This is a genomic window from Streptomyces sp. HPF1205 (assembly GCF_020400825.1).
Lineage (GTDB): Bacteria > Actinomycetota > Actinomycetes > Streptomycetales > Streptomycetaceae > Actinacidiphila.
Window position 1 is genome coordinate 1 of sequence record NZ_JAINVH010000034.1, and the last position, 14,902, is coordinate 14,902.

A 14,902-nucleotide genomic window follows, 5' to 3' on the forward strand; every position below is an offset into this window, starting at 1 on the left:
TCTGAGTACGAGATGACCGTACCCCCAGTCTTTGAACATGTTCAACTCGCTGTCCGCCGCAAGGGCCGTCAAGTGCCGTACGCCACAAGGGCACAGTGAAGGGCCCGGCTCCGCGGGAGGCGGAACCGGGCCCGGTGACAGGCTGGGTGACGGGCAATCAGTCCGTGGAGTAGACCGGCTCGCGATCGGTGTCGCCGTCGGAGTCCCGGGCGCCGCCCGAAGCCGCGCCCGTACGCGCACCCGGGATCGCGCCCGCGCCCGCGAACGCCGCGCTCTCCTCGGCCGGTTCGACCGCCAGGTGCGGCAGGCGCTTGTCCAGCCAGTCCGGCAGCCACCAGTTGCCCTTGCCGAACAGGTGCATCAGGGACGGCACCAGGACGGTGCGCAGGATGAAGGCGTCCAGCGCCACCGCGCCCGCCAGGCCGATGCCGAACATCGCCAGCACCCGCTCGCCGCTGAGCACGAAGGCGAAGAAGACGCAGATCATGATGACCGCCGCCGAGTTGATCACCCGGCTGGTCTCGGCGAGGCCGACCCGCACCGCGCGGGCGTTGTCGCGGCTGTGCACCCACTCCTCGTGCATCCGGCTGACCAGGAAGACCTGGTAGTCCATGGACAGGCCGAACAGCAGCGACAGCATGATCACCGGCAGGAAGGCGTCGATCGGCCCGGCCCGCCCGGCCAGCGAACCGCCCCAGCCCCACTGGAACAGCGCGATCAGCACGCCGAACGAGGCCGCGGCCGCCACCAGGTTCATCACCGCCGCCGTCAGCGGCACCACCAGGCTGCGGAAGGCGAACAGCAGCAGGACGAAGCCCAGGGCGATGATCACCCCGATGAACAGCGGCAGCTTGTCGAACAGGACGGTCGCGAAGTCCTGGAAGATCGCGGTCTGGCCGCCGACGTAGGCGTGCATCGTGGTGCCGCGTTCGACCGCCGGCACCACCTCGTGGCGCAGGTGCTTGATCAGGTCCGACGTCGCTTTGTCCTGCGGCGAGGTGGTGGGCACCGCGTTGACGAACTCGATGTCGCCGGCGTTCTTCAGCGGCACCTGGGCGGCGTACGCGATGCCCGGCGTCGACTTCAGCGTGGTGACCAGCTTGGTGACCGCGGCCTTGTCGCCGGCCGTGGGCGCGGTGGCCAGGATGGTCAGGGGGCCGTTGAAGCCGGGCCCGAAGCCGTCCGACAGCATGTCGTACGCCTTGCGGGTCGTCGTGGTCGTGGGGTTGTTGCCCTGGTCGGACGAACCGAGGCGCAGCGACAGCGCCGGGACGGCCAAGGTGCCCATGACGACGACCGCGACGAGCGCCAGCGCGCGCGGGTTGCGCTGCACGAGGGCCGACCAGCGGGCCGCCGGGCCGTTCGGCTTGGCCTCCAGCACCCCGCCTGCGGCGGCCAGCTTGCGGCGCTGGCGCCGGCTGAGCACGCGCATCTTGAGCACGCCGAGCATCGCGGGCAGCAGCGTGACGGCCGCGGCGACCGTGACCACCACGGTGAGCGCGGCGGCGACGGCCACGCCGTTGAGGAAGCTCAGCCGCAGCGTGAACATGCCCAGCAGCGCGATGCACACCGTGCCGCCGGCGAACAGCACCGCGCGGCCCGAGGTATTGAGCGAGGCGACCGCCGCCTCCTCCGGCGTCTTCCCCGCGAGGATGCCCTTGCGGTGCCTGGTGACGATGAACAGCGCGTAGTCGATGCCGACGCCGAGGCCGACGAGGGTGGCGAGCTGCGGGGAGAAGTCCGCCACGTTCATGCCGTGGCTGAGCAGGATGATCGCGAACGAGGAGATGCCGACGCCGAACAGCGCGGTCAGGATCGGCAGCAGCATGCCGAACAGCGAGCCCAGCGCCAGGAAGAGCACCACGCCCGCGGCGGCGATGCCGACCGTCTCGGCGACTTCGGGCACCGGCTGCTCGGCCTGGGCCGGCTTGTTGCCGCCGACCTCGACCTTCAGCCCCGGCGCCCTCGCGCTGTGCGCGGTGTCGATGAGCAGTTGCGCCTGGCTGTTGGCCATGTCGTTGCCGAGCTTGGTGTACGTGATCTTCGCGTACGCCGTCCGCCCGTCCTTGCTGATCTGCGCCGCGCCCGCGGGGTCGTACGGGCTGACGACCTGGCCGACGTCCTTCTGCTTGGCGACCTTGGCCAGCATCGGGGTGATGCGCTGCTTCACCGAGGCGTCGCGCACCGAGCCGGAGTCGACGTGCCACACCACCGTGTCGGCCTCGCCCGACTGCGCCGGCAGCGCCTTGTCGAGCAGGTTGAGCACGGTCGTGGACTCGGTCCCCTTGAGCGAGAAGGCGTTGGAGTACGCGTCCCCGGCCGCGCTTCCCGCCGCCCCGATACCCACCAGCGCGGCCACCCAGAAAAGAATCACCAGCCATTTGTGCCGGAAGCACCATCGCGCCACTGAGGCCACGATCACATCCCCCATCGTCCGTGCGAAGTCGCCGAAGTCCCGCGCACGTCCGCTTCCGTACACAGTCCCCCTGTGCGGTCGCGCCGTGCGGACCCGAATTGCCGTGAAGCGAATCCCTTTCAGCGTCCGTTGACCCCCCGCCGGTCTCCAAACGGATCCGGCATCTCTCAAGGAACTCCAAGGTTCGGCGGGCCGAAGCGCCCCGGGACGCCCGGATACTGGGGACATGGAAGCGACCGTGCTCATCGTCGAGGACGAACCGGGGATCGCCGACATTCTGCGGATCACCCTGAAATACAACGGTTTCACCGTGCACAGCGCCTCGACCGGCCGCGAGGCGGTCGCCGCCGCCCGCGAGCTGCGGCCCGACCTGGTGCTGCTCGACGTGATGCTGCCGGACGGCAACGGCTGGGAGGTGTGCCGCACGCTGCGCGAGGACCGGGCGGTGGCCAACGGGGCCGGGGCGGGCGGTGACGGCGACGCGGAGGACGACCTGGCGATCATCTTCGTGACGGCCAGGGACGCGCCCCGCGACGTGGTGGCCGGGCTGGCGCTGGGCGGCGACGACTACATCACCAAGCCGTTCGGGGTGGACGAGGTGGTCGCCCGGGTGCACGCCGTGCTGCGCCGCACCCGCCGCCGCGGCCCGCGCCCGGGTGAGCGGGTGCTGCGCCACGGCGACCTGGAGATGGACGAGGCGACCTACAGCGTGCGCCGGGCCGGGCAGCCGGTCGAGCTCACGCCCACCGAGTACAACCTGCTGCGGCACCTGCTGCGGCACGCCGGGCGGATCCTCACCAAGGAGCAGTTGCTGCAGCACGTGTGGCGGTACGACACCGCCGTGTCGTCCACGGTCGTGGAGACCTACATCTCGTACCTGCGGCGCAAGCTCGACCGGCTCGGGCCGTCGCTGATCGAGACCCGCCGCGGCATCGGGTACGGGCTGCGCGCCCTGGAGCCGGGGCCGGGGGCCGCCCGGTGAGCCGCCCCGGCTGCGGGTTCTGGCCCGCGCCGAAGTCGCTGCGGGGACGGTTCACCATCGCCAACGTGACGTTCCTGGCGGTCGGGCTGGTCCTCGCGGCCGCGGCGAGCATCGCCGCCACGTACATGGTGCTCATCGGGCAGATCGACGACTCGCTGCGGTCCTCCCAGGACCCGCTGCGGCAGGTCTCGCTCGCCGCCGACGGCCGGCGGCAGCTGTGCACGCTGGCCGGGCTGCTGGAGAACGGCAAGGGCGGCTCGGCGATCTCGCGCGCGTTCCAGCAGGACCTGTTCATCGTGCTGGACCGGAAGGGCACGGCCGCGGCCTTCTGCCAGGACGGGAAGACCGAGATCACGCCGGAGCAGCGGCGGCTGGCCGGGGCGGTGCCCGATCCGGTGAAGCTGGCCCGCGGCGGGCAACCGAAGACCGTGCGCAGCGGCTCCACCGAGTACCGGGTGCTGGCGACCCGGCTGTCCGACGGCACGATCGTGGTCAAGGGCATGCGGCTGAGCGGCGTCAAGCACGCCATCGGCAAGCTGCTGGTCTGGGAGGCGGGCGCGGGGGTGGTGCTGCTGGCGCTGCTGGCGGCCGGCTCGATGACCGCCGCCCGCCGCAGGCTGAGCCCGCTGGAGGACATGGTGGAGACCGCCTCCGCGATCGCCCAGGGCGACCTGTCCCGCAGGGTGCGCACCGCGCGCAACGGCTCCCTGGAGGTCACCGAGCTCAGCGCGGCGCTCAACGCCATGCTGCAGCAGATCGAGACCGCGCTCACCGAGAGCGAACGGGCCGGCGCGCAGATGCGCCAGTTCCTCGCGGACGCCTCCCACGAGCTGCGCACCCCGCTGGCCTCGGTCCGCGGCTACCTCCAGCTGTACGAGAAGGGCATGCTCGAACCCGACGAGCGGGACCGGGCGCTGAGCCGGGTCTCGGCCGAGGCGCTGCGGATGAGCCGCCTGGTCGACGAACTGCTCGCCCTGGCCCGCCTCGACGACCGCCCGGCGGCCTGTTTCCAGCCGGTGGACCTGTGCTGCCTGGTACGGGACGCGGCCGGCGACCTCGCGGTGCAGCAGCCGGAGCGGCCGATCACGTTCCTGCTGCCGGAACCGGAGGACGAGGTGCCGTGCGTGTTCGGGGACGAGGCGGAGCTGCGGCAGGTGGTGGGAAACCTGTTGGGCAACGTGCGGGTGCACACCCCCGCGGCCTCCCCGCTCACCGTGGAGGTCGCGGTGGAGGCGGAGGAGATGCTGCTGCGGATCGCGGACTCGGGCCCGGGCCTGGCCGCGCGGGACGCCGAGCGCGTCTTCGACCGCTTCTTCCGCGCCGACCCGGAGCGGGCCCGCGACACCGGGGGCGCGGGCCTCGGCATGTCCATCGTCAAAGCGGTGGTCCAGGCCCACAACGGCACGGTCACCCTCGACACCGCCCCGGGCAAGGGCCTGACGGTCCGGGTCCGGCTGCCGCTGGCGCCCGCGCCGGTCCCCGTCTGAGGGGTGCGCGGCCGCCTGCTCCTCGGGGCGTACGCGGCCGCGTACCGTCACACCGGCACGGTCGCCTCGGGCTCCACGGCGGTGAGCGCCTTCGCCCGCCGCACGCCGGGGACCGCCGCCGTGCCCAGGCAGGCCGCGCCGACCACCGCCGCCGACACGTACAGCGGCACCGCGGCCCCGAAAGCGTCCGAAGCGAGCGGCGCCAGCGCGTACCCCACCGGCATCGCCGCCAGCGACAGCAGCCAGTCGTAGGAGACGACCCGGGCCAGCACGCCGGCGGGCACGGACGCGTAGACGTACGTCTCCCACACCGGCGTGAGGAAGCCGAGGGCGCACAGCGCCAGGGCGTACGAGGCGACCAGCAGCCAGGCGGGTGCGCCGGCCGCCAGGAGCGCGAGCGGGAGGGCGTACGTGGCCAGGCCGGCGTTGGCGGCGAGGATGGGACGCTTCGGCCGGGCCCTGGAGGCCAGCAGCGACCCCAGCAGCAGGCCGACCGAGCCCGCCTGCAGCACGACGACCCAGATGCCGTCGCCGTGCGCCCTGCCGTGCACCGCCAGCGGGCCGAGGGTGGCCAGGACGGCCGCTGCCCCGTTCCACATCGAGTGCGCGATCAGGCTGGTCCAGTACCAGTCACGGGCGCGCACCTCGCTCCACCCCTCGACGAGGTCGGCGCGCAGCGACCGCCGGGGTATCGGGGTGCGGCGGACCTGGATGACGGCGAGCAGGGCGGCGCTGGCCGCGAAGGAGGCCGCGTCCAGGACGAACGCCCAGCCGGGTCCCGCGGTGAAGATCAGCGCGCCGGCCAGCGCGGGTCCCGCCAGCCGGGCCGCGTTGTTGGCCGACGCGACAAGGGCGTTGGCCCGCAGCAGCCCCTCGCCGTCCACCGTTCCGGTGACCAGGGGGGCCGCGGTCGGCATCGCGAACGCCGAGGCGATCCCGCCGATCGCCTCGGCGACCGCCAGATGCGGCAGCCGCGGGTCGCCGCCGATCAGCTCCAGGCCCACGACGAGCTGCGCGGCGCACCGCACGAGGTCGGTGGTCAGCGCGGCCTTGCGGGCGTCGAACCGGTCGGCCACCACGCCGCCGAGCGGCAGCAGGAGCAGCCTCGGCACCATCGCGCAGGCCAGCACGAGCGAGAGCGCGGCCGCCGAGCCGGTCGCCCTGCTGACCGCGATGGCCAGCGCGGCCGGCACGACGGCGTCTCCGACGGCCGACAGCGTGCGGCCGGTGAACAGCAGGCGGAAAGCGCGGTGGCGCAGGGGATGCGTCGTCATGGACACCCACGGTATTTCGGCGCCGAATCTTTCGTCAACGAATATTTTGGTGCCGAGGTATCGGCCGGTTCGGTGGGTAGGATCGGGGCCATGAGGCGCCGCGAGGAGACGCGAGAGGACACGGCCGGGCGGACCGCGGAAACGGGTACGGGGGGCGGTGCGGACGGCCGCGGGGCGGCCGGCGAGGACAGTGAGGGCAGTGAGGGCGGCGGGCGGGACTGGACCGACCTGCACGTCGAGCGCTGGCTGCCCGTACTGCCGGAGCTGGACCCCGACATCGAGGGCGCCGTCACCCGGGCGAAGGTCCTCACCGACCACCTGCGGCGGGTCACGGAGCGCTCCCTGGCCGACTTCGGCATGCACAAGCACGAGTTCGAGACACTGCACTGCCTGGCCGGGCGCGGGGGCCGCGCCGCCCCCTCCGAACTGGCCGCCGACCTCAAGATGGCCCCCGCCTCCGTCACCGGCCGCCTCGACGCGCTGGAGCGCCGCGGCTTCGTCCGCCGTACGCCGTCCGCGGCCGACCGCCGCCGCGTCGACGTCGAACTCACGCGGGAAGGGCGTGCCGCCTGGCTCGGGGCGATGGATGTGGTCGGGCACGAGGAGTACAGGTTGCTCGGCACGTTGAACGCGGAGGAGCGGCGGACGCTTTCGGATCTTTTGCGGCGCGTGTTGTTGGCCGCGGAGCGCTGAGGGGGCTCGCCGGGAGGGCCCGGCAGCCTTGTTCGGGTTGGGCGGGGGCCGTCCCGAGGGGGTGGTTGCTGTTGGTGCCGGGTCGGCGGTTGTCTGTGGTTGGTCGCGCAGTTCCCCGCGCCCCTTGGTAGGGGCGGCCAGCTGTTGTGCGGTATCCGCGGGGCTTGGTAGGGGCGGCCGACTGTCGGGGGTCGGGGCTGGGCTTTGGGGGTGGGGCGTCAGGGGGCTGCGGGCAGGGCTTGGGTCAGGAGGTGGAGGTGGTCGGTTACGGGGCCGGCTGTCAGGAGGCCGCCGGCGGGGCCGGCCAGTTCGGGGGCGGCGGGGGTCAGGGCGGTCAGGGCCCGGCGCATGGTGCGGCGGTCGTGGAGGGTGAGGGCGGCGCGGGCGGTGAGGGTCCACAGGGCTTCCTGGAGCAGGCCGGGCGGCGGGTCCGGGGTGGCGCGAAGGGCGGTGGCCGCCTCGGTGCGGCGGTCCTCGGCGAGCAGGAGCAGCGGGCGGGCCCAGGGCTCGTACGGGCCGAAGTCCGCCGCCGGTGCCGGGTCGGCCGGGCGGCCGTCGCGTACCCGCAGGCACAGCAGCGCCAGGGGCAGCAGTCCCTCCGACAGGCCGGGCATGCCGGCGCCGTCGAGCAGCGTCGCGGCCTCGCGGTATCCGGCCTCCGCCTCGGCCGCCGGGGTACGGGTGTCGGCGGCGGCCCGCATCGCCCGGTACCACCCCGTGAAGACCGCGACGAGCGGCAGCTCATGGCGTTCGGCCAGCCGGTCCGCGGCGGCGGCGTGCCGGTCCGCGCCCGGGAAGTCGCCGAGGCCGCCGCGGGCCTGGAGCCGTACGAGGTGGCCGAGGACCTCGAAGGTGGTCAGGCCGTGCCGGGCCGACAGCGCCACCAGTTCCGCGCCGATCGCGTCCCGGCGCGCGGCCAGCCCCGGCCGCTCGCAACTCTGCATGAACACGCCGTTGAGCGCGAAGGCCAGCGGCCCGGGATCGTCGAGCCCGCGCGCGAGCCGCTCCGCCAGCCGGGCCGCCTGGGGCCCGCGGGCCCCTCGTACGCCCCGGGACTCCACGGCGATCGTCGCCAGCAGCCGGGCCCGTACCGCCTCGTGGCCGTCCGGCGGGAGCGCGGCCAGGGTGCGTTCGGCGGCGGCCACGGTACGGGCGGCCTGCCCGGGGTCGTCCAGGCGCGGCCACACGGCGGGCACGTCATAGGCACCGATCACCCGCGCGGTCAGCTCCGGGTCGCCGAGTTCCTCGGCCGCCTCGGCCGCCGCCACCCTGTGTCTGCGGGCCGCGACCAGGCCGGTCCCGCCGGTCACCGCGAGGGTGCGCAGCAGGCCGACCGTGGACTCCAGCCGGGCGCGGGCGCCGGCCGGGACCTCGCGGTCGTACGCGGCCGCCGTCCGCGCCCATAGCCGCTGGGCGGCGGCCGGCGCCTGGTCGAGGCGTTCGGACTGGGCGAGGATGTCCGCCTCCAGGGCGCGCAGGGCGGGCCCCGGGTCCAGGCCGAGCTGTTCGGCCAGCAGGGCGCGGGCGCGGCGCAGGACCGCGAGCGCGTCGCCCTGGCGGCCGGCCCGGTACAGGGCCAGTGCCAGCAGCCGCCAGGCGTCCTCGCGCCAAGGGTGCTCGGCGGCGTGCGCGTCGAGGTCGGCCGCGACCTGCGCGGCCTGGCCGAGCGCCAGCCGCGCCCCGGCCCGCTCCTCGACCGCGTGCAGCCGCAGTTCGGCCAGGCGGGAGCGCTCGGCGCGGGCCCACGGCTGATCGGCGAACTCGGCGTAGGCCGGCCCGCGCCACTGCCGGAGCGCGTCCCCGAGCAGGTCGGCCGCCGCGGCCGGCGCGAGCCCCCGCGCCGCGCCCACCGCCTCCTCGAACCGCCAGGCGTCCACGGCCTCCGGTTCGGCCCGCAGCGCGTACCCGGGACCCTCGGTGACCAGCAGCCGGGCCGGGGCGCGCGGCGGGCGGTCGGGCTCCAGCGTGCGGCGCAGCGCGGCGACGAAGGTGCGTACGGCGGCCACCGCGCCCGCGGGATCGTCCGGTGGCTGCGGCCACAGGTCTGCCACCAGCCGCGACACGGGGACCACACGGCGGCGGGCGATGACCAGCAGGGCCAGCACCGCGCGGTGCCGCGGCCCCTTGAGGGCCAGCGGTTCCCCCGCGCCGTCCCAGGCCGCCACCGGCCCCAGCACACCGAACAGGACCCGCCGCACTCCCGACCACCCTTCCCTGCACGTGCCCGTGCCCTCGCCGATACTGGGCGCCACGACCTGCCCGTGCCCGTGCCCGTGCCCGTGCCCGAGCCCGTGCCCGCGCCCGTGCCCGCGCCCGCGCCCGAGCCCGTGCCCGTGCCCTCGCCAATACTGGGCGCCGCGACCTGCCCGGGCCCGCGCCGCCGCGCCGCGACCTACTTGCGCCGCCGCTATGGGCCGCGCCTGCCCGGGCGCGCGCCGTCGCCGCGACCTGCCCGCGCCGCCGCTGTGGGCCGCGACCGACCGCAGCCACGTCGTCGCCATGGGCCGCGACCTGCCCGGGCCCGCGCCCGGGTTCGGACCCGTACCCACGCCGCCGCCGCGCGCCGCGCCCGACCCGCGCCCGCGCGCCGCCGCACCCCGTACGTCTACGTGCCCCGTGCGCCGCCGTGCCCCGTGCGCCGCCGCGCCCCGTGCGCCGCCGCGCCCCGTACGTCTACGCGCCCCGTGCGTCCGCCGGCCCCCGCTCCGGCCGCGTCGCCGGTGGCCACGGGGTCGCCCACACGTCACCGTAGCGCGCTCATCGGGTGCTCATTCGGTCCCGGCACGCTGGGAGGAGTCCGTTCCCGTACGAGTGATACGAGTGAAAGGTGCCGTCCGTGCCCGCCGTCATCCCCGGATTCGAGTACCGCCGCGTCCCGGTCGCCGAGGGCGTCGCCCTCCACACCGCCGTCGGCGGTGCCGGATCGCCCGTCGTCCTGCTGCACGGCTTTCCGCAGACCCACCTGATGTGGCGGCACGTCGCCGCCGACCTCGCCGCCGACCACACCGTCATCTGCCCGGATCTGCGCGGCTACGGCGGCAGCGACAAGCCGGCGGAGGACGGGGACCCCGAGGTGTACGCCAAGCGGACCATGGCCGCCGACGTGGTCGCCCTGGCCCGCGCGCTGGGGCACGAGCGCTTCGCGCTGGCCGGGCACGACCGCGGCGCCCTGGTCGCCTTCCGGGCCGGTCTGGACCACCCGGCGGCCGTCACCCACCTGGCCTGCCTGGACGTGCTGCCGACGCTGGACATGTGGGACGCGATGCGCGGCACGTCGGCCGCGGTCGGCTTCCACCTCTACCTGATGGCCCAGCCGCCGGGCCTGCCCGAGCGGATGATCGCCGCGAGCGCGGACGCCTTCTTCGGGCACTTCCTCGACGTGTGGGCGTCCGGCCCCGGCGTCTTCCCGCCCGACGTGCGGGCCGCCTACCTGGACGCCTGCCGGGCCGCCGTGCCGTCCATCGTGGCCGACTACCGCGCCTCCGCGGGCATCGACGTGGACCACGACCGCGCCGACCGCGAGGCCGGCCGCCGGCTGGGCATGCCGGTCAGCGTGCTCCCGCAGGACTGGGGCGCCGTCCTGGGGTTCGACGCCGCCGCCCTGTGGCGGGCCTGGGCCCCCGACCTGCGGCACGGCACGCTCACCGCCGGCCACTTCATGGCGGAAGAGGCCCCCGCCGAGGTGGCGGGGGCCCTCCGGGACCTGCTGAAACGCTGACCCGCACCGCCGGACGGAGTCCGGCGCGGCGCCCCGAAGCCCGGGAGGCCCGCCAGGGCCGAGCGGTGCGAGAGCGCGGTCGAAGCTCAGATGCGCCGGGTGATCAGCGCCCGCTTGACCTCCTGGATCGCCTTCGTCACCTCGATGCCGCGCGGGCAGGCGTCCGTGCAGTTGAAGGTGGTGCGGCAGCGCCAGACCCCGTCCTTGTCGTTGAGGATCTCCAGGCGCTGCTCACCGCCCTCGTCGCGGGAGTCGAAGATGAAGCGGTGCGCGTTGACGATCGCGGCCGGCCCGAAGTACTGCCCGTCGTTCCAGAACACCGGGCAGGAGGAGGTGCAGGCCGCGCACAGGATGCACTTGGTGGTGTCGTCGAACCGCTCCCGGTCCGCGGCCGACTGCAGCCGCTCGCGGGTGGGCTCGTTGCCCTTGGTGATCAGGAAGGGCATCACGTCCCGGTACGCCTGGAAGAACGGGTCCATGTCGACCACGAGGTCCTTCAGCACGGTCAGGCCCTTTATCGGCTCGATCGTGATGGGCTTGTCCGGGTTGATGTCCTTGATCAGGGTCTTGCAGGCCAGCCGGTTGCGGCCGTTGATCCGCATCGCGTCCGACCCGCAGATCCCGTGCGCGCACGAGCGGCGGAAGGTCAGCGAGCCGTCGATCTCCCACTTGACCTTGTGGAGGGCGTCCAGGACGCGCTCCTTGGGGTCCATCGGCAGCTGGTAGTCCACCCAGCTCGGCTCCGCGGCGACCTCCGGGTTGAACCGGCGGATCCGCAGGGTGACCGTGATCAGGTGGGAGGCGGCGGACTCGGCCGCGTCCAGGGCCGCCGAGTGGCCGTCGGACGGCTGCTTGTCGAGCGTCGGGGTGCTCATCAGTACTTACGCTCCATCGGCTGGTAGCGGGTCTGCACGACCGGCTTGTAGTCCAGGCGGATCGTCTCGGCGCCCGTCGAGTCGGTCTCGCGGTAGGCCATCGTGTGCCGCATGAAGTTGATGTCGTCGCGGTTGGGGTAGTCCTCGCGGTAGTGGCCGCCGCGGGACTCCTTGCGCGCCAGCGCCGACACCGCCATGACCTCGGCCAGGTCCAGCAGGTTGCCCAGCTCGACGGCCTCCAGCAGGTCGGTGTTGAACCGCCTGCCCTTGTCCTGGACGGACACCCGCTGGTAGCGGTCGCGCAGCTCGCCGATCTTCTCGACGGCCGTCTTGATGGTCTGCTCGGTACGGAACACCATCACGTTGGCGTCCATCGTCTCCTGCAGCTCCCGCCGGATGTCGGCGACCCGCTCGGTGCCGTCCGACGTGCGCAGCCGCTCCACCAGCTCCTCGACGAACGCGGCCGGGTCCTCCGGCAGCTCGACGAAGTCGTGGGCGTGCGCGTACTCGGCGGCGGCGATGCCGGCCCGGCGGCCGAAGACGTTGATGTCCAGCAGCGAGTTGGTGCCCAGCCGGTTGGCGCCGTGCACGGACACGCAGGCCACCTCGCCGGCCGCGTACAGGCCCGGCACCACCGTGGTGTTGTCGGCGAGCACCTCGCCCTGCACGTTGGTGGGGATGCCGCCCATCGCGTAGTGCGCGGTCGGCTGGATCGGGATCGGGTCGGTGTACGGCTCGATGCCCAGGTACGTGCGGGCGAACTCGGTGATGTCCGGCAGCTTGGCGTCGAGCTGCTCCGGCGGCAGGTGCGTCAGATCCAGGTAGACGTGGTCGCCGTCGGGGCCGCAGCCGCGGCCCTCGCGGATCTCGGTGTAGATCGCGCGGGAGACGACGTCGCGCGAGGCCAGGTCCTTCATGACGGGCGCGTACTTCTCCATGAAGCGCTCGCCGTCCTTGTTGCGCAGGATGCCGCCCTCGCCGCGGGCGCCCTCGGTGAGCAGGATGCCCATCCGCCAGATGCCCGTGGGGTGGAACTGGAAGAACTCCATGTCCTCCAGCGGCAGCCCGCGCCGGTAGACCGCGGCCTGGCCGTCGCCGGTCAGGGTGTGCGCGTTGGAGGTCACCTTGAAGAACTTGCCGGTGCCGCCGGAGGCGTAGACGACCGCCTTGGCCTGGAAGACGTGGATCTCGCCGGTGGCCAGCTCGTACGCGACCACGCCCGCCGAGCGCTTCACGCCCTCGACCTCGGTGATGAGCTGGTCCAGGACGTAGAACTCGTTGAAGAACTCCACGCCCTCCTTGACGCAGTTCTGGTACAGCGTCTGGAGGATCATGTGGCCGGTGCGGTCGGCCGCGTAGCAGGAGCGGCGTACGGCGGCCTCGCCGTGGTTGCGGGTGTGGCCGCCGAAGCGGCGCTGGTCGATCCGGCCCTCGGGCGTGCGGTTGAACGGCAGGCCCATCTTCTCCAGGTCCAGGACCGCGTCGATGGCCTCCTTCGCCAGGATCTCGGCGGCGTCCTGGTCGACCAGGTAGTCACCGCCCTTGATCGTGTCGAAGGTGTGCCACTCCCAGTTGTCCTCCTCGACGTTCGCGAGGGCCGCGGCCATGCCGCCCTGGGCGGCACCGGTGTGGGAGCGGGTGGGGTAGAGCTTGGTCAGCACGGCGGTGCGGCTGCGCTTGGTGGCCTCGATGGCCGCGCGCATGCCGGCGCCGCCGGCGCCGACGATGACGGTGTCGTACTTGTGGATCTGCATGAGGGTCGCTTCCGTGTCCGGTCGCCGGCGGCTGTTAGCGGATGTTCGGGTCGAAGGTGAAGATCACCAGCGAGCCGAGCACGATGGTGAAGGCCACCGCTGTGAACAGCAGCGTCTTGAGCCAGAAGCGGGTGTTCGGCTGTTCCGCGTAGTCGTTGATCACCGTGCGCAGGCCGTTGCCGCCGTGCAGCATGGCCAGCCACAGCATCACCAGGTCCCAGCCCTGCCAGAACGGGGAGGCCCAGCGGCCCGCGACGAACGCGAAGCCCACCTTGGTGACCCCGCCGTCCAGCACGAGCTGGATCAGCAGGTGGCCCAGCACCAGGACGACCAGCACGACGCCGGACAGCCGCATGAAGAGCCAGCCGTACAGCTCGAAGTTGGTGCGGGTGGCGCGCGGCGTCCGCTTGGTGCGGGCCCGCGGCGGCTCGATGACCGGAGCGGGATTGTCCGGACCGTACGAGGAGCTGGAACCGGTCAGCTCGACGGCGTCCTTGGGGGAGACGTCTGTTGCCATGTCGTTCAGCTCCCGAACAGCACTCGTGCGGCGTGACCGAGGACCGGGTAGATCGCGCCGACCATCAGCAGGCCCCACAGCGCCATGACCGACCAGAACATCTGCTTCTGGTAGCGGGGACCGTGGGTCCAGTAGTCGACCGCGATGATCCGCAGGCCGTTCAGCGCGTGGAACAGGACGGCGGCCACCAGGCCGTACTCAAGCAGGCTGACGACCGGGGTCTTGTAGGTCGAGACGACCTTGTCGTAATCCTCGGGGGACACCCGCACCAGGGCGGTGTCGAGGACATGCACGAACAGGAAGAAGAAGATGAGGACACCGGTGACTCGATGAGCCACCCAGGACCACATGCCTTCCCGGCCGCGGTACAGCGTTCCAGCCGGCACGGAAAAACCCTCCGGGAGCGGGACAAGGGGTGCCGGCTTGTCGTGTCGGTCACGCCCGGCCGGGTACGGTCCACCGGCCCCGGCCATCGTAGCGACGCGCTGTCGGCTCCGTACCACGGGGTAGGCCAGGTGTGAGCGATCCCGCACGGTCGGGTGAAGCGGGGGTTCCAGTCCCGCCGGTGATCGCCGGGCCCTCGGTGGCCAGCCGGGTCAGCCGGGCGCGGCAGAGCCTGCGCAGCTGGTCGGCGGTCACCACGGCTTCCTCGTCCTCGTCGTGGCCGAGCCGCTCGCGCAGGCTGGCCATGGTCGCGTCCAGCACCTCGCCGGGGTCGGTCAGGTCGAGGGCGAGCAGGAAGGCGTGGCCGAACTTCGCCTCGTAGTGCGCGTGGGCGGCGCGCAGCGCGGTCCGCACGCTGGAGCCGCCGCGGTCGGGCAGCGGGGCGGGGGTCTCGGCGGCCAGCGCCTCGGCGAGGTCGCCGGCGGTCAGGTCGTACGCCGCCTCGTCGCCGGCGGCGAGCAGGGCCTCGACCGTCGGGTAGGGCCGGTGGTGGGCCACCCGGCGCGCCCAGCGGTGGCTGGCGCAGCAGGCGTACAGGGCCTGCTCGGCGGCCACGGACCCGGCCAGGTTGAGCCGGCGCAGGCCGGGGGGAGGGGTGCCGGGCGACGGACCCTCGGGCTTGGTGTCGCTGGACAGCGGCGGGCTCCTGGAGGGAATCGGGCGACCCTGTGGGGCGGATTGCGGCGGACAGCGGCTGTGTGCGCGGTTGCCGCGGTTGCGGCGGTTGCGGCTTGCGCGGGGG

General features: G+C 73.5%; 12 protein-coding genes. 4 read left to right on the plus strand and 8 right to left on the minus strand.

The window, feature by feature from the left end:
- Nucleotides 1–157 precede the first annotated feature (157 nt).
- Nucleotides 158–2,416: an MMPL family transporter gene (locus K7G61_RS28910; protein ID WP_225850046.1), complete on the minus strand. Its 2,259-nt coding sequence runs from the start codon at nt 2,414–2,416 to the stop codon at nt 158–160.
- Nucleotides 2,417–2,642: 226 nt separating this feature from the next.
- Between K7G61_RS28910 and K7G61_RS28915 the strand changes: the two genes are divergently transcribed.
- Both K7G61_RS28915 and K7G61_RS28920 read left to right on the plus strand, forming a co-directional pair.
- A complete protein-coding gene (locus K7G61_RS28915) occupies nt 2,643–3,398 on the plus strand; it encodes a response regulator transcription factor (RefSeq protein ID WP_225849970.1) in 756 nt (251 codons plus the stop codon).
- Entirely contained in the window at nt 3,395–4,885 is a 1,491-nt protein-coding gene (locus tag K7G61_RS28920) for a cell wall metabolism sensor histidine kinase WalK (protein WP_225849971.1), read from the plus strand. The genes K7G61_RS28915 and K7G61_RS28920 overlap by 4 nt, the downstream gene beginning before the upstream one ends.
- Before the next feature lie 47 nt (nt 4,886–4,932).
- Here K7G61_RS28920 and K7G61_RS28925 read toward each other — a convergent pair whose 3' ends face one another.
- The gene (locus tag K7G61_RS28925; protein ID WP_225849972.1) at nt 4,933–6,159 is read right to left on the minus strand and encodes an MFS transporter; all 1,227 of its coding nucleotides are present in this window, start codon (nt 6,157–6,159) and stop codon (nt 4,933–4,935) included.
- A gap of 90 nt (nt 6,160–6,249) precedes the next feature.
- Between K7G61_RS28925 and K7G61_RS28930 the strand changes: the two genes are divergently transcribed.
- Entirely contained in the window at nt 6,250–6,852 is a 603-nt protein-coding gene (locus K7G61_RS28930) for a MarR family winged helix-turn-helix transcriptional regulator (protein WP_225849973.1), read from the plus strand.
- Nucleotides 6,853–7,070: 218 nt separating this feature from the next.
- Here K7G61_RS28930 and K7G61_RS28935 read toward each other — a convergent pair whose 3' ends face one another.
- Nucleotides 7,071–9,050 (minus strand): BTAD domain-containing putative transcriptional regulator, encoded by a 1,980-nt coding sequence (locus K7G61_RS28935; protein ID WP_225850047.1) that lies wholly within the window; start codon nt 9,048–9,050, stop codon nt 7,071–7,073.
- Nucleotides 9,051–9,688: 638 nt separating this feature from the next.
- Here K7G61_RS28935 and K7G61_RS28945 point away from each other — a divergent pair.
- Complete coding sequence (locus tag K7G61_RS28945; RefSeq protein WP_225849974.1) at nt 9,689–10,570, plus strand: alpha/beta fold hydrolase; 882 nt, start codon at nt 9,689–9,691, stop codon at nt 10,568–10,570.
- Nucleotides 10,571–10,656: 86 nt separating this feature from the next.
- On the opposite strand, the gene K7G61_RS28950 is transcribed toward K7G61_RS28945, so the two are convergent.
- Genes K7G61_RS28950 through K7G61_RS28970 form a run of 5 tightly spaced genes read right to left on the minus strand, consistent with a single transcriptional unit; the run spans nt 10,657 to nt 14,715 of the window.
- On the minus strand, nt 10,657–11,445 hold the full coding sequence (locus tag K7G61_RS28950; RefSeq protein WP_225849975.1) for a succinate dehydrogenase iron-sulfur subunit: 789 nt from the start codon (nt 11,443–11,445) through the stop codon (nt 10,657–10,659).
- The gene (sdhA, locus tag K7G61_RS28955) at nt 11,445–13,199 is read right to left on the minus strand and encodes a succinate dehydrogenase flavoprotein subunit (protein ID WP_225849976.1); all 1,755 of its coding nucleotides are present in this window, start codon (nt 13,197–13,199) and stop codon (nt 11,445–11,447) included. Before sdhA ends, K7G61_RS28950 begins: the two co-directional genes overlap by 1 nt.
- Nucleotides 13,200–13,233: 34 nt before the next feature.
- Entirely contained in the window at nt 13,234–13,716 is a 483-nt protein-coding gene (locus K7G61_RS28960; RefSeq protein ID WP_225849977.1) for a succinate dehydrogenase hydrophobic membrane anchor subunit, read from the minus strand.
- Nucleotides 13,717–13,721: 5 nt separating this feature from the next.
- Nucleotides 13,722–14,102 carry a succinate dehydrogenase, cytochrome b556 subunit gene (gene sdhC / locus K7G61_RS28965; RefSeq protein ID WP_225849978.1) on the minus strand — a complete coding sequence of 127 codons (381 nt, stop codon included), beginning with the start codon at nt 14,100–14,102 and terminating at the stop codon, nt 13,722–13,724.
- Nucleotides 14,103–14,151: 49 nt separating this feature from the next.
- Entirely contained in the window at nt 14,152–14,715 is a 564-nt protein-coding gene (locus K7G61_RS28970; protein WP_308190728.1) for a 2-oxo-4-hydroxy-4-carboxy-5-ureidoimidazoline decarboxylase, read from the minus strand.
- Between the last annotated feature and the right edge of the window lie 187 nt (nt 14,716–14,902).